8 protein-coding genes are annotated in these 14,534 nt (G+C 65.2%); all 8 read left to right on the top strand.

The annotated features are described in order from the left end of the window. Positions 1–14: 14 nt before the first annotated feature. Positions 15–416, top strand: a complete 402-nt coding sequence (locus ACS5Q1_RS09005; protein WP_036360951.1) for a PTS sugar transporter subunit IIA — start codon at positions 15–17, stop codon at positions 414–416. A gap of 5 nt (positions 417–421) precedes the next feature. After that, positions 422–742: an HPr family phosphocarrier protein gene (locus ACS5Q1_RS09000; RefSeq protein ID WP_473097830.1), complete on the top strand. Its 321-nt coding sequence runs from the start codon at positions 422–424 to the stop codon at positions 740–742. A gap of 335 nt (positions 743–1,077) precedes the next feature. Further along, positions 1,078–2,478 (top strand): adenosylhomocysteinase, encoded by a 1,401-nt coding sequence (gene ahcY, locus ACS5Q1_RS08995; protein ID WP_473097829.1) that lies wholly within the window; start codon positions 1,078–1,080, stop codon positions 2,476–2,478. A 495-nt stretch (positions 2,479–2,973) separates the two neighbouring features. Continuing rightward, complete coding sequence (locus tag ACS5Q1_RS08990) at positions 2,974–5,544, top strand: sensor histidine kinase (protein ID WP_473097828.1); 2,571 nt, start codon at positions 2,974–2,976, stop codon at positions 5,542–5,544. An 8-nt stretch (positions 5,545–5,552) separates the two neighbouring features. Beyond that, positions 5,553–7,139, top strand: coding sequence for a tRNA (adenosine(37)-N6)-threonylcarbamoyltransferase complex ATPase subunit type 1 TsaE (gene tsaE, locus ACS5Q1_RS08985; RefSeq protein ID WP_473097827.1), 1,587 nt, complete (start codon positions 5,553–5,555; stop codon positions 7,137–7,139). A 9-nt stretch (positions 7,140–7,148) separates the two neighbouring features. Continuing rightward, positions 7,149–7,883 carry a nucleotidyltransferase family protein gene (locus ACS5Q1_RS08980; protein ID WP_473097826.1) on the top strand — a complete coding sequence of 245 codons (735 nt, stop codon included), beginning with the start codon at positions 7,149–7,151 and terminating at the stop codon, positions 7,881–7,883. A 9-nt stretch (positions 7,884–7,892) separates the two neighbouring features. Next, complete coding sequence (addB, locus tag ACS5Q1_RS08975; protein WP_473097825.1) at positions 7,893–11,057, top strand: double-strand break repair protein AddB; 3,165 nt, start codon at positions 7,893–7,895, stop codon at positions 11,055–11,057. After that, positions 11,054–14,491, top strand: coding sequence for a double-strand break repair helicase AddA (gene addA, locus ACS5Q1_RS08970; RefSeq protein WP_473097824.1), 3,438 nt, complete (start codon positions 11,054–11,056; stop codon positions 14,489–14,491). The genes addB and addA overlap by 4 nt, the downstream gene beginning before the upstream one ends. The last annotated feature ends 43 nt before the right edge of the window (positions 14,492–14,534 follow it).

Below are 14,534 nucleotides of genomic sequence, written 5' to 3'. Positions count from 1 at the left end.
GGACTTGTAACATTATGATTGGAATGGTGCTCGTCACCCACGGGCAGCTCGCGACGGAATTCAAAGCGGCGCTCGAGCATGTTGTGGGTCCGCAAGAGCAGCTTGAAACGATCACGATCGGCCCCGACGACGACATGGAGACACGGCGCAAGGACATCATGGCCGCCGTGTGCCGGGTCAACTCGGGACAGGGGGTCGTGGTTCTGACGGACATGTTCGGCGGTACGCCCTCGAACCTCGCCCTGTCGTGCATGAATGGCGGCTCCGTCGAGGTGGTCGCCGGCATCAACCTGCCCATGCTCATCAAGTTGGCCTCCGTCCGCGACGAAGAACCGCTGTCCGACGCCGTCTCCCATGCCCAGGAGGCGGGGCGTAAATACATCAACATCGCCTCGCGCGTTCTCTCGGGAAAGTGACCGTCATGGACCGGCCCCTCGATCAGGATTGTCCGCCTGCCATCGTGCCCAACGGAGCCATGGTCCGGGAGCTTCCCATCATCAACCGCCGGGGCCTGCATGCCCGCGCCTCGGCCAAATTCGTCCAGACCGTCGAGCGCTTCAACTCCGACGTCACGGTGACCCGCTGCGGCGAGACCGTGGGCGGGCGCTCGATCATGGGCCTTCTCACCCTGGCGGCCGCTCAGGGCACCTCGATCACCGTCACAGCCAAGGGCGCAGACGCTGTCCTCTGCCTCCAGGCCATCGACGACCTCCTCGCCAACCGATTCGGCGAGGACGAATAGGGCTCCTCTTACAACACTCCCTCTGTCATTCCGGGGCGCCGCAGGCGAGCCCGGAATCCATAAACACGACGTCCCCAAAAGGGGAGAGTCGCGTCACACCTTAACTTGCATTGTTAGCGGTTATGGATTCCGGGCTCCGCTACGCGGCCCCGGAATGACAGTAAGAGCCCTCTCGCCAAGAAACATATAAAGACATCTTTATATCTTGATTGCCTCTCCCGGCGAGCTCTGGTAGAGACTGCACCAATTCAACCGGCAGAGCATTTTTCGGCGAAGTGGATCCGGTTCGCCGCCAAAAATGCGGTCAATAGCTCTACGTGCAAAGAGAGGCCATCATGGCGCAGGATTACATCGTCAAAGACATCAGCCTTGCCGATTTCGGCCGCAAGGAGATCTCGATCGCCGAGACCGAGATGCCGGGCCTGATGGCCATCCGCGAGGAATATGGTTCGAAGCAGCCCCTGAAGGGCGCCCGCATCGCCGGCTCGCTGCATATGACGATCCAGACCGCGGTGCTGATCGAGACCCTTAAAAGCCTCGGCGCCGACATCCGCTGGGTCTCCTGCAACATCTATTCCACCCAGGACCATGCCGCCGCCGCCATCGCGGCCGCCGGCATCCCGGTCTTCGCCTATAAGGGCGAGACCCTGACCGAGTACTGGGACTACACCGCCAAGCTGTTCGACTGGCATGGCGGCGGCGTGCCGAACATGATCCTCGACGACGGTGGCGATGCCACCATGCTCGTCCATCTGGGTCTTCGCGCCGAGCAGGGCGACGTCGCCTTCCTCGATAAGCCGGGTGCGGAAGAAGAGGAAGTTCTCTTCGCGCTCATCAAGCGCCTGCTCAAGGAAAAGCCGAAGGGCTGGTTCGCGGAAATCGCCGCCTCGATCAAGGGCGTCTCGGAAGAGACCACCACGGGCGTTCACCGCCTCTACATCATGGCCAAGGAGGGCAAGCTCCTCTTCCCGGCGATCAACGTCAACGACTCGGTCACCAAGTCGAAGTTCGACAACCTCTATGGCTGCCGCGAGTCGTTGGTCGACGGCATCCGCCGCGGCACGGACGTGATGATGGCCGGCAAGGTCGCCATGGTGGCGGGCTTCGGTGATGTGGGCAAGGGCTCGGCCGCCTCGCTCCGCCAGGCCGGCTGCCGCGTGCTCGTGTCGGAAGTCGACCCGATCTGCGCCCTCCAGGCCGCCATGGAAGGCTATGAGGTCACGACCATGGAGGACGCGGCTCCCCGTGCCGACATCTTCGTCACCGCCACTGGCAACAAGGACGTCATCACCCTCGACCACATGCGGGCGATGAAGGACCGGGCCATCGTCTGCAACATCGGCCACTTCGACAACGAGATCCAGGTCGCGGGCCTGAAGAACCTCAAGTGGACCAACATCAAGCCGCAGGTCGACGAGATCACGTTCCCCAACGGGCACCGCATCATCCTGCTCTCGGAAGGCCGCCTCGTGAACCTCGGCAACGCCATGGGTCACCCGTCCTTCGTGATGTCAGCCTCGTTCACCAACCAGACGCTCGCCCAGATCGAGCTCTGGAACAACGCCGGCAAGTACGAGAAGAAGGTCTACACCCTGCCGAAGCACCTGGACGAGAAGGTCGCCTCGCTGCACCTCGAAAAGATCGGCGTGAAGCTCACCAAGCTGCGCCCCGACCAGGCCTCCTATATCGGCGTCTCCGAGAAGGGCCCGTTCAAGCCGGATCACTACCGCTACTGATCGGCTGTTCGAGTATGGATCGTCAAAGCCCGGCTCCGGCCGGGCTTTTTCTTTGTTCGATGGCTTGAGCATCGGACCCAAAAGTGGAAGGCACTTTTGGGATCCATCCGATGCTCCCTCCTTTAATGAGCGCATCGTTCAGAGTGGAAAACCGGAGCCACTTTTCGCTGGCGCGGCCCGCTGGGTCCGCACGATGCGCCGGCGAATCGACAGAATGTCGCACCGGCATGTGTGTGTCACAAATGCAATATGGTTCGAGGAATTGCACACAGGTTCTCCAAAGGAAGTTTAAGCCAGTGTTAACCCTCTTCCTGGCGGAGTCAGGGGTAGTCTAGAGTGAACACGAATCGACCGGCTGTGCTGTGGCTTCGAACCTGCGCCGGCAGTTCCGTTCATGCGTAGACGGTTGACCTCAGCGGCGAAACAAAGCGCGGCCGGGGATCGATCCAACTTGGCCTGGTCGTCGGGCCCCCAACAAAGGAAGGGCAGCACGGCATGGCCGGGCACTGGGAGCGTCACGATGGTAGCAGCGACGGGAACAGCTCCCTCGTCGACTCCGCCCGTGTACCCCTGTCCCTGATGTTCCTGGCCGGCACCTCCCAGGCGGCTCTTGCCAATGACCTCCTGCTGCCCTTCGCGGAAGGGGCTTCGGATCTCCTCGACTTCCTGCACAGCTTCGACCTGCACAACGCGGCCTATTTCGGCCTCTTCATGGGCCTCGTCGCCTTTTCGACCACCACCGCCCTGCTGCTGATGCACGAGCGCAAGCGCGCCGGCCGGGTGGAGCGGCGACTGAGAAACGAGCTCGATGCCCTGCGCGGCGCGGACGATCTCGCGGCTCTTCTCATGGGCTCGGAGCGCCAGCTGCTCGTGAGTTGGCACGGCCGGGACGGCGAGCCGCGCTTCCAGGGCGATCCCACCATCGTCGGCGAGAATGCCCCGGCCCAGCGGGCCCTCGCCTTCGGCACCTGGCTCAATCCGGCCGATGCCACTGCCGTGGAAAGCGCCCTTGAACAGCTTAAAGTTCGCGGCCAGGCCTTCCGCCTGACGGCCCGCTGCACGACGGGCAGCCGCTTCGTCGACCTGGAAGGCCGCACCATCGGCGGACGGGCAATCCTGCGTCTGCGCGACGTGACCGGCGACCGGGCGGAACTCATGACGGCTCAAGGTCAGCTGTCGATCGCGCGCAGCGACCTGCGTTCGATGACGATGCTGCTCGACGATGTCGCCTATCCGCTCTGGATCCGCGACACGGACGACAAGCTGCTCTGGGCGAACCAGGCCTATCTGCGCTCGGTCGAGGCCTCCGATCTCGACGATGCCATCGCCCGCTCCCTCGAACTCCTGAGCGCGCCGACCCGGGATGAGGCCCGTCGCCAGCGCCGATCCGGTGTCACCTTCTCGGGGAGAGTCACGGCCGTGGTCGCGGGCCATCGCGCGGTTCTCGACGTGATCGAACGCCCGACCGCCGGCGGCAGCGCAGGCATCGCGGTCGACGTGTCGGAATTGGAAGCGGTCCGGACCGATCTGCAGCGCCAGATGGATGCCCATGTGCGCACCCTCGATCAGCTGCCGACGGCGGTTGCGATCTTCGACGGGTCGCAGACCCTCATTTTCAGCAACGCCGCCTATCAGCGCCTCTGGGGCCTCGACCAAACCTTTCTTGCCTCGCGTCCCACGGACAGCGAAGTACTCGACAAGCTGCGCGCCGGCCGCAAGCTTCCCGAACAGGCAGATTTCCGCGCCTGGAAGACCGATTTCCTGCAGGGTTACCACTCGGTCGAGCAGCAGGAGACCTGGTGGCACCTGCCGGACCGGCGCACATTGCGCGTGGTCATCAATCCCAATCCGCAGGGCGGCGTGACCTATCTCTTCGACGACGTGAGCGAGCGTTTCGAACTCGCTTCACAGGTGCATTCGCTCACCCGCGTGCAGAGCGAGACGCTCGACACGTTGAAGGAAGGCGTCGCCGTGTTCGGCTCGGACGGGCGCCTCAAGCTGCATAACCGCGCCTTCGCCGACATGTGGAACCTGTCGCCCGAAATGACAGCCGAGAACCCGCATATCGACACGATCATCAAGGCCTGCCGTCTGCTGGCCTCGCAGGACGAGCCCTGGATCGATATTCGCGGCGCAGTCGCCGGCCTTGCCGATATGCGCATGGGCCTCTCCTGCCGCATCGAACGCCATGACGGCACCGCACTCGACTGCACGGCGCAACCGCTGCCCGACGGCGCGACGCTCCTGAGCTTCACCGACGTGACGGCGAGCGTGAACGTAGAGCGCGCACTCACCGAGCGCAACGAAGCCTTGGAGCGCGCCTCGCGGCTGCGCGACGAATTCGTGCATCACGTGTCGTATGAGCTGCGCTCGCCGCTCACCAACGTCATCGGCTTCACGCAGTTGCTCGGCGACGAGACGGTGGGCGTGCTCAATCCGCGCCAGCGCGATTACGCCGATCACATCATGCGCTCCTCCGCATCGCTGCTCGCGATCCTCAACGACATTCTCGATCTCGCCTCGATCGACACCGGCTCGCTGGAGCTGACGCCGGAGATCGTCGATATCCGCTCCACCATCGAGGCCGCCATGCGCGGGCTGGAGGATCGGCTGGCGGAATCCTCGCTCAACTTAGTCATCGACACGCCCGACGACATCGGCACCTTCGTGGCCGACGGCAAGCGCGTGCGCCAGATCCTGTTCAACCTGCTCTCCAACGCGGTCGGCTTCTCCTCGCCCGGCCAGACCATCCGGGTCTCGGCGCGCAAGCGCGGCGGCGAGGTGATCTTCGACGTGAAGGATCAGGGCCGCGGCATGCCGCCCGAGATCAAGGCGCGCATCTTCGAGCGCTTCGAGAGCCATACGCTCGGAACACGCCATCGCGGCGTCGGCTTAGGGTTATCCATCGTGCGCTCGTTCGTGGAGCTGCACGGCGGCCGCATCGAGGTATCATCCGCCCCGGGCGTCGGCACCACGGTCACGTGCATTTTCCCCAATGACCGGCACGAGACCCCGTCCGATGGCCGATCGGCGCAATCTGCGCTAACACCAATCGCAGCCGAGTAGGAACAGCGATGGCGAATGGACTGGCCCTCATGCCCGAGCAGGATGTTTTGCAAGCCGCCTGGATCGTGACGCTTCCCGACCACGAGTCGACGGAGCGCTTCGCGCGGATCCTGGCCGAGGAGCTCAAACCGGGCGATCTCGTGACCCTCTCGGGTGGCCTCGGCGCCGGCAAGACGACGCTCGCCCGCGCCCTCGTGCGGACGCTCGCCGGCGATCCCGAGCTCGAGGTTCCGAGCCCCACCTTCACGCTGATGCAGGTCTATGACGGCCAAAGGCCGCCTATCGTCCATGCGGATTTCTATCGCCTCTCCGGCGGCTACGAGCTGGTCGAGCTAGGCTGGGACGAGATGACGGAAAACGCCATCGCCCTCGTCGAATGGCCGGAGCGCGCCGAGGATGCGCTGAAACCCGAGCATCTCGACATCCGCCTCGATTTCGCGCCCGGCAGCCAGGGCCGAGGCCGCATCGCCATGCTCACCGGAACAGGCGCCTTCGCCTCTCGGCTGCAGCGCATGAAGGCCTATCGCAACCTCGTCGAGCGCTGCGGCTGGGGCGATGCGAAACGCCAGCCCATGCCGAGCGATGCGTCCGTGATCCGCTCCTACGAGCGCCTCGTGAAGCCCTCTGGCGAAACCGCGCTCCTGATGATCTCGCCTCCGCGCCCGGTCGGGCCCGCGGTGCGGCGGGGCAAGCCCTACACGACCATCGCGAAGCTCGCCGAGACGGTCCATGCTTTTGTCGCCATGGACAAGGGCCTGCGTGCGCTTGGCTTCAGCGCACCCTACATCTACGGCGAGGATCTGGAGGCTGGCCTGCTCCTCATCGAGGATCTCGGTGCCGAGCCCGTCACCGACGCCAATGGCCCGATCCCGGAGCGCTATGCGGAGGCGACGCGGGTTCTGGCGCAACTCCACGGCCAGACCCTGCCGCAGGTGTTGCCCGTCGCTGACGGCATCGACCATTCGATCCCGCCCTACGATCTCGAAGCGCTCCTCATCGAGGTCGAGCTTCTGCTCGACTGGTACGTGCCGCACATCATCGGCACGCAGCTCTCGGGTTCGGCACGGGCGGAATTCGTCAATCTCTGGACCGAGACCTTGGGAGAGGTTCTCTCCGCTCCCGCCTCCTGGATCCTGCGCGATTACCACTCGCCCAACCTGATCTGGCTGCCTGAGCGCGAAGGCCTGCAGCGGGTCGGCATGATCGATTTCCAGGATGCGGTTTTGGGCTCGCCGGCTTACGACGTCGCGTCGCTCCTGCAGGATGCTCGCGTGACCGTGCCGCCGGAGCTCGAATTGAAGCTCATCGGCCTTTACGCCCGCGACCGGAAGGCCGCCGATCCCGCCTTCGATGTTTCCGCCTTCGCCCGCGCCTACGCCATCATGGCGGGCCAGCGCGCCACAAAAATCCTCGGCATCTTCGCCCGCCTCGACCGGCGCGATGGCAAGCCGCATTACCTCAAACACCTGCCGCGGATCGAAACCTATCTCATCCGCAATCTCGCCCATCCGGCCCTGAGCAAGCTCAAGGTCTGGTATGAAAACTATCTGCCGAGGCTCATCCCACATGGGGATGAACTCCCTCCCGAATCCTGAGCCAGCTCCTTGTCCCAGACCTCCCCGCGCGCGCCTCGTAAAGCCATCGTCCTCGCTGCAGGCTTAGGCAAGCGCATGCTGCCGATCACGGCTACCATGCCGAAGCCTCTCGTGAAGGTGGCAGGGCAAAGCCTCATCGACTTCGCCCTCGACCGGCTGCACGAGGCGGGCATTGAGACCGTAGTGGTGAACGTGCACCATTTCGCCGACATGCTCGAGGCGCATCTGCGCCCGCGCGAAATCCCGCGCGTCGTCATCTCGGACGAGCGCGGCGAACTCCTGGAGACCGGCGGCGGCGTGAAGAAGGCCTTGCCGCTTCTCGGCAACGAACCCTTCATCACCTTCAACTCCGACTCACTCTGGATCGAAGGGGAAGAGCCGAATCTGAAGCGCCTCGTGAAGGCCTGGGACCCGGAGCGGATGGATATCCTGATGCTCGTGGCGCCGTTATCCACAAGCATTGGATTCGAAGGCCGCGGCGATTTTCACAAGGAGGAGAGCGGTCGCCTGCGCCGCCGCGGAACCGACGACAGCGCTCCTTTTGCCTATGCAGGTGTGGCCATCGTGAAGCCGGAACTCGTTCACGGGACACCGGACGGAGCGTTTTCGGCCAACGCTTTCTACGACCGCGCCATCGCAAAGGGGCGCCTCTACGGCTTGTGCATGGAGGGGCAATGGCTGCATGTTGGGGAGCCTCAGGCGATTGCCGAGGCCGAAAAGTGCCTTGCCGCCAGCAAGCGATGAGGTCTGCTCGTGTCGAGTTCCGCGCGCGTCTTTTCCATCCCTCCGGGTTGCGCCTTTCTGCCGACCCTGGTGGACGCGCTGTTCGACGGTCGTCTCGTCGGCCCGTTACCTGACAACCCCGCGGCCCTTGCCGACATCACGATCTACGTTCCCAATCGCCGCGCCACCCGCGCGCTGATCGCGCTTCTGGCCGAGCGCGGTGAAGGCAAGGCGCAGCTCCTGCCGCGCATCGTGCCCTTGGGCGAAACCGACGAAGCCGAGTTCGAGCTGACGGGACTGGAGGGCACGCCCCTGCAGGAGGCCGCGAGCCTCAAGCCCCCGATCCCGCCCCTGGAACGCCGCCTCATCCTCACGCGCCTCGTGCAGCGCTGGTCGGCGGAAGTGGACCGCGCGCTCTTACAGCTCGGCCCCGAGGTGCCCTTCATGGTGCCGGCCTCGCCGGCCGATGCGGTGAACCTCGCGGGCGATCTTGAGACCCTGATGGATGCCTTCACGACGGAAGGCATCGACTGGCACGCCCTCGAACTGGCGGTGGATTCCGACTACTCGAAATATTTCGAGATCACGCGCCATTTCGTGCAGATCGCAAGCGAGAACTGGCCGAAGATTTTGGTCGAGCGCCAGGCGAGCGATCCGGCGCAACGGCGCAATGCCTTGCTGGAGGCGGAAGCGAAGCGCTTGCAGCGCGAGCGCCCGGAGCATCCGATCATCGTGGCAGGCTCGACAGGCTCGGTGCCTGCCACTGCAAACCTCATGGGCGTGATCGCACGCCTGCCCAAAGGCGCCATCGTGCTGCCCGGCCTCGACACGGACCTCGACGAGGAGAGCTGGGCCACCATCGGCGGCGTAGGCGATGACGAAACCGACCCGGTGCACGGACACCCGCAGGCCTCTTTGCGCCGCCTCCTCGACAGGCACCTGCGCGTTTCGCGTTCCGACGTTACCGTTCTCGGCGATGTGTCGGACGCTGCAAAAGCCCGCAACCATCTGCTTTCGGAAACGCTACGTCCGGCGGACACCACAGATCGCTGGTCGCTGATCGCGCCCGAGGATCGCGTCGCATTGAGTCGCAGCGGATGCGAGGGGCTGACCATCCTCGAGGCGATGGACGAGCGCGAAGAGGCTCTCGCCATCGCGATTTCCTTGCGCGAAACCATCGCGCATCCGCACAGAACCGCAGCTCTCGTGACGCCTGATCGTGCGCTCGCCGCACGCGTGACGGCGGAGCTCGCGCGCTGGGGTCTGAGCGTCGAGGATTCCGCCGGCATTCCGTTGTCCGACACACCGGCCGGGCGTCTTGCACGTCTGGCCGCGGAAGCGGCTGCCGACGATTTGCGGCCTGTGCGCTTGCTTGCTCTGCTTGCGCATCCGATGGTGCGCCTCGGCCTGTCCCGCAAGACGGTCGAACATGCGGCAAGCGTGCTCGAAATCGGCGTGCTGCGCGGGCCCGCTCCCGCGCTCGGCGTTGAGGGCATGCGCGCGGCACTCGCCAGCCGCCGCACGGAAGATGATCGTCGTGCGCCGCGTCCGCGCAAGCGCTTGACGGAAACCGATTGGGACCTCGCCGACGAATTGCTGCAGCGTCTCGGTGTGGCGTTCAATACTTTTACGCCCGCCGTTCATGGCGAAGGCAAGCTCGATCTCATGTCCCTCGTAGAGGATCATCGCCGCGCCGTGGAAGCCCTGTGGGCTGGACCGGACGATGAGGAGATCGAGGACGCCGATTCATCCCGCGAGGCGCTTGCCGCGCTGTTCGACGATCTCGAACATTCGGACATCCGCGAGGAGGAAGGCCACCCGCTCGCGGGTCGCTTCGTCGATTATCCGACCTTCTTCACGGCGCTCGCCAAGCAGCGCTCCTTGAGTCCCTCGCCACGTACAACACACCGCCGCCTGAAAATTCTCGGTCTCCTCGAAGCACGCCTGCTCTCCGTCGACCGCGTGGTGCTCGGCGGATTGGACGAGGGCACATGGCCGCCGCGCACGGTGACGGATGCCTTCCTCAACCGTCCCATGCGCTCCCGCGTCGGCCTGATGCCGCCGGAGCGGCGCATCGGCCAAACCGCGCACGATTTCGTGCAGGCGCTCGGCACGCACGATGTGATGATCACGCGCGCGCATAAGCGCGACGGCTCGCCCATGGTGCCCTCGCGCTTCCTGCAGCGGCTGAAAGCCTTCACTGGCAAGGAGGTGTGGGAGCGCATGACGAAGGCCGGCGAGTATTACCGCCGCCTCGCGCGGACCTTCGACACGCCGGAGCCTGCGCCTCCGCTGCCACGTCCGCGTCCGAAGCCCGATCCGGCGTTGTTCCCGCGTTCCTTGAGCGTCACGGAAATCGAGACGCTTCTGCGCGATCCCTATTCGATCTTCGCACGCCACATCCTCAAGCTCGATGCGCTCGATGCGATTGCGGTCACGCCGAGTGCCGCAGATCGCGGCACGATCATCCACGATGTGCTGGGCCAATTCGCCGAGCAATATCCGAAGGCGCTGCCTGCGCATGCGCAGGAGATCCTGCTCGCCCTCGGCACCGATGCCTTCGCCGAGATCGCCGAGGCCTATCCCGAACTCTATGCCGAATGGTGGCCCCGATTCACGCGGCTTGCGACCGAGTTCGTGGTGTGGGAGCAGGCGCGCCGCCCCGATCTCGTGGAAGTCTATGCGGAGCGCTCCGGCAGGCTCTCGATCCCGCTGCCCGACGGCACGATCTTCAATCTGCGCGCCCGCGCCGACCGGATCGAGCACCGCCGCGACGGCGGCTTTGCCATCATCGACTTCAAGACCGGCCAGCCGCCCGGCGTACGCGAGGTCTATGCCGGCTTCTCGCCTCAGCTCACGCTTGAGGCGATGATGCTGATGAAGGGCGCCTTCAAGGGCCTGCCGATGGCGAAAGACACGCCGGACCTGATCTACATCCACACCACCGGCGGGCGCGAGCCGATCAAGCCGCGCGAGATCGGACCGATGGGCAAGGAAGAGCGCACCGTTCCCGAGATCGTCGAGGAGCATCGCCGCCGGTTCGAGGGCATGATCGTGCGCTACGCCAAAGGCGAGGCGGCTTACGTCTCTCGGCCCTTCCCGAAATATGCGCGCAAGTTCTCCGACTACGATCATCTGGCACGCGTGAAGGAATGGTCGCTCGCAAGCGCCGGCGGCGGTGAGGGATCCGAATGAGCACCGATCTCGTCATCCCGGAATATACCAAGGACGCGCAGCGCCGCGCCGCCAATCCGCGCGCCTCGGCCTGGGTGTCCGCCAATGCCGGCGCGGGCAAGACGAAGGTTTTGACGGATCGTGTGGTGCGCCTGCTGCTCGCAGGCTCGCTGCCGGGGCGCATCCTGTGCCTCACCTTCACCAAGGCCGCCGCCGCCAACATGGCGATCCGCGTCTTCGAGCGCCTCGGCCGCTGGGTGACGCTCGATGAGGAAAGCCTCGTCAAGGAGCTGACGGAACTCGAAGGCGAGAAGCCGACCCGCCAACAGGTCAAACTCGCGCGCACGCTGTTTGCGCGCGCGGTGGAAACGCCGGGCGGCCTGAAGATCGACACGATCCACGCCTTCTGCGAGCGCCTTCTGCACCTGGTGCCCTTCGAGGCCAATGTGCCCGCGCGCTTCGCCGTGCTCGACGAGAGCCAGACCGATGAGATGCTGGCGCAGGCCAGTGCCAATGTGATGGCCGATGCGGCGAGCGGCAATTTTCCGGAACTGGCAGAGGCGCTCGACATCGTCAGCGTCGATGCGGTAGGCGATGCGCTCACCTCCGCGATCAACGCGGCCCTGAAGTGCAAGACGTTCCTGCACGATCCGAGGGGTCCCGCACGGCTTCGCAGGGAACTCGGGCTGGCGCCGGACGAGACGCTTGAGAGCATCGAGATGGCAATGCTGGAAGGCGGCATTGCGCCAAGCGAATGGCCCGCCATCGCGCAGGAACTTCTGGCCGGCAAAGCGACCGATCAGGAACGTGCAGCCTCCTTCATCGCAGCAGCCGAAGCGCAGGACCCGGACGAAAAGCTCAAGCATTACCTGTCGGTCTTCCTGAAGGAATCCGATTGGACGCCGCGCGCGGAATCGCGCCTCGTCACCAAGTCCGTCGATCTGGCTTTGAAGAACCGATTGCTCGACGAGCAGAGCCGCATCTGGCGCCTTATCGACAAGCGCAAGGCCGCGCGTGCCGCCGAGCGCACCGATGCGCTGTTCACGCTCGCGGCCGAGATCCACACCCGGGTCGAGCAGGCGAAGATGCGCCTCGGTGCGCTCGACTTCCAGGATCTCATCGACAAGACACTGGCGCTGCTCTCGCGCGGCGACACGGCCTGGGTGCTCTACAAGCTCGATCGCGGCATCGATCACGTGCTGATCGACGAGGCGCAGGACACGAACCCGGAGCAATGGGAAATCCTGCGCAAGATCACCGAGGATTTTACCGCGGGCGCTGGTGCCGCAGGCGGGCGCGTGCGCACGCTCTTTGCGGTCGGCGATCCCAAACAGTCGATCTATGGTTTCCAGGGCGCTGCGCCGCAGGAATTCGAGACGACGCGCCGAAGCTGGTCGCAGAAGGTCAAGCAGGCTGAGCTTCACTTCGAGGACGTGTCGCTCACCATGTCGTTCCGCTCAGGGAAAGCCGTTCTGTCGGCGGTGGACGCCACCTTCGCGGTCGAGCGCAACTTCAAGGGCCTGTCCTTCGAGGACAAGGCGGTCGGCACCGTGCATGAGAGCGCGCGTCCTCATGCGCCGGGCCTCGTCGAGATGTGGCCGCTCGAGACGCCCGCCGAGGCGGAAGAGCCCGAGGCCTGGGTGTTGCCTATCGACGAGCCCGAGCAGCATGCACCGCCGGTCGTCGTCGCGCGCCGCATCGCGCAGGCCGTGAAGTGCTGGACCACCAAGGGCGACGAGATGGGCCGCGTGTGGACGGCCGGCGACGTGCTCGTGCTGGTGAGGAAACGCGGCGCGGCTTTCGAGGCGGTGATCCGCGCGCTGAAGGAAGCAGGTGTGCCGGTGGCGGGCGCGGACCGGCTCAATATCGGCGAGCACATCGCCGTGCTCGATCTCGTGGCGGCGGGACGTGCTGCGCTACTGCCGGACGACGATCTGACGCTTGCAACCGCGCTGAAATCGCCGCTCGTCGGTCTGACCGACGACGATCTCATCCGCATTGCCGCCGACCGTGCGGAAGAGGAATCGCTGCACGCCGCCATGACGCGCCACGCAGACAATGGCGATGCAAAAGCGAAGCGCGGATGCGAGGCCTTGAATGCATGGCGTGAGTTGGCGCGCATCCACGGCCCCTTCGGTTTCTTCGCCACCCTGCTCGGCCCGCGCGGCGGGCGCTCGCTGCTCGTGGCGCGTTTGGGCAGCGAAGCGGGCGACGCCATCGACGCTTTCCTGTGTTTCGCGCATCAGTCCGAGATGACGGAGACGCCCTCGCTCACCGTCTTCCTCAATCGCTTCGAATCGGCCTCGCACACGATCAAGCGCGACCTCGATTCCGTGAACAACGAAGTGCGCGTGATGACCGTGCACGGCGCGAAGGGATTGGAAGCGCCCATCGTTGTGCTCATCGACGGCTGCGAAGTGCTCGGCCGCGATCCGCCGCTCCTGCAATTGCAGACCGCGAGCGACGACAAGATCCCGGTCTGGTCGTCCGGCAAGACTTCCGATTCGAGCACGATGGCGCAATCGCGCGACCTTCTGCACGCCAAGGGCTACGAGGAGCATAACCGCCTGCTTTATGTCGCCATGACGCGCGCCAAGGACCGGCTGGTGATCGCGCCCTACCGGACGAACGGCAACGAGACCAAGCAGGAAGCCTGGTGCGAGATGATCCGCCACGGGCTCGTCGCCAAGGCGGGCGGCCTGGAGCTGGACGAGGCGCCCTACGGCCCGATCTCGGTCTGGCGCGACGGCTCGGCACTGGCGCGCACGATCAAAGCCGAATCGGATGTGCCGCCGCTCGATCCCATCGCCGTGCCGGACTGGCTCACCACAACGGTGATGCCGGAGCCTGAGCCCCTGCCGCCAATCCGTCCGTCCAGCGCACTCGGTGCCGCAGACCGCATGACGCGCCCGGGCGACGGGCCTTACGCGCCCGAGGCGCGCCTGCGCGGCACGCTGGTCCATGCCCTGCTGGAGCGCCTGCCGGCGCTGGCTCCTGAGCACCGCGAGGCCATGGCGCGGTCCTACATCAAGGCGCGCGCGCCGCGCCTCCCCATGGACCTGCGCGAATCGATCCTGACCAATGCTCTTGGCGTTCTCGACCATGCGGACCTGAAGCCCCTCTTCGGCAAGGGCTCGCGAGCGGAAGCGCCCATCGCCGGGCGTGTGCTGACAGCCGAGGGCGAGATCATGGTCTCGGGCCAGATCGACCGGCTGGCCGTCCTCGACACCGAAGTGCGGGTCGCCGATTTCAAAACCACCGCGCGACCGCCCAGACCCGGCCAGCCACCGCCCCGCGCTTACGTGGCGCAGCTTGCCCTCTATCGGACGCTGCTCGCCGAGATCTATCCGGACAGACGCATCCGCACCTTCCTGATCTGGACCTCCGGCCCCGTGATCCACGAGCTCATGGAACCCGACCTGGAATCGGCACTTACCCTCATCAAAGCGGCGTGAGGACAATGGCCCTTGCTTGATTCCCGAAACGCCGGTTCTTACC

It is taken from the genome of Microvirga sp. GN3, from assembly GCF_055792825.1.
This window is presented reverse-complemented; position numbering and strand designations above follow the sequence as displayed.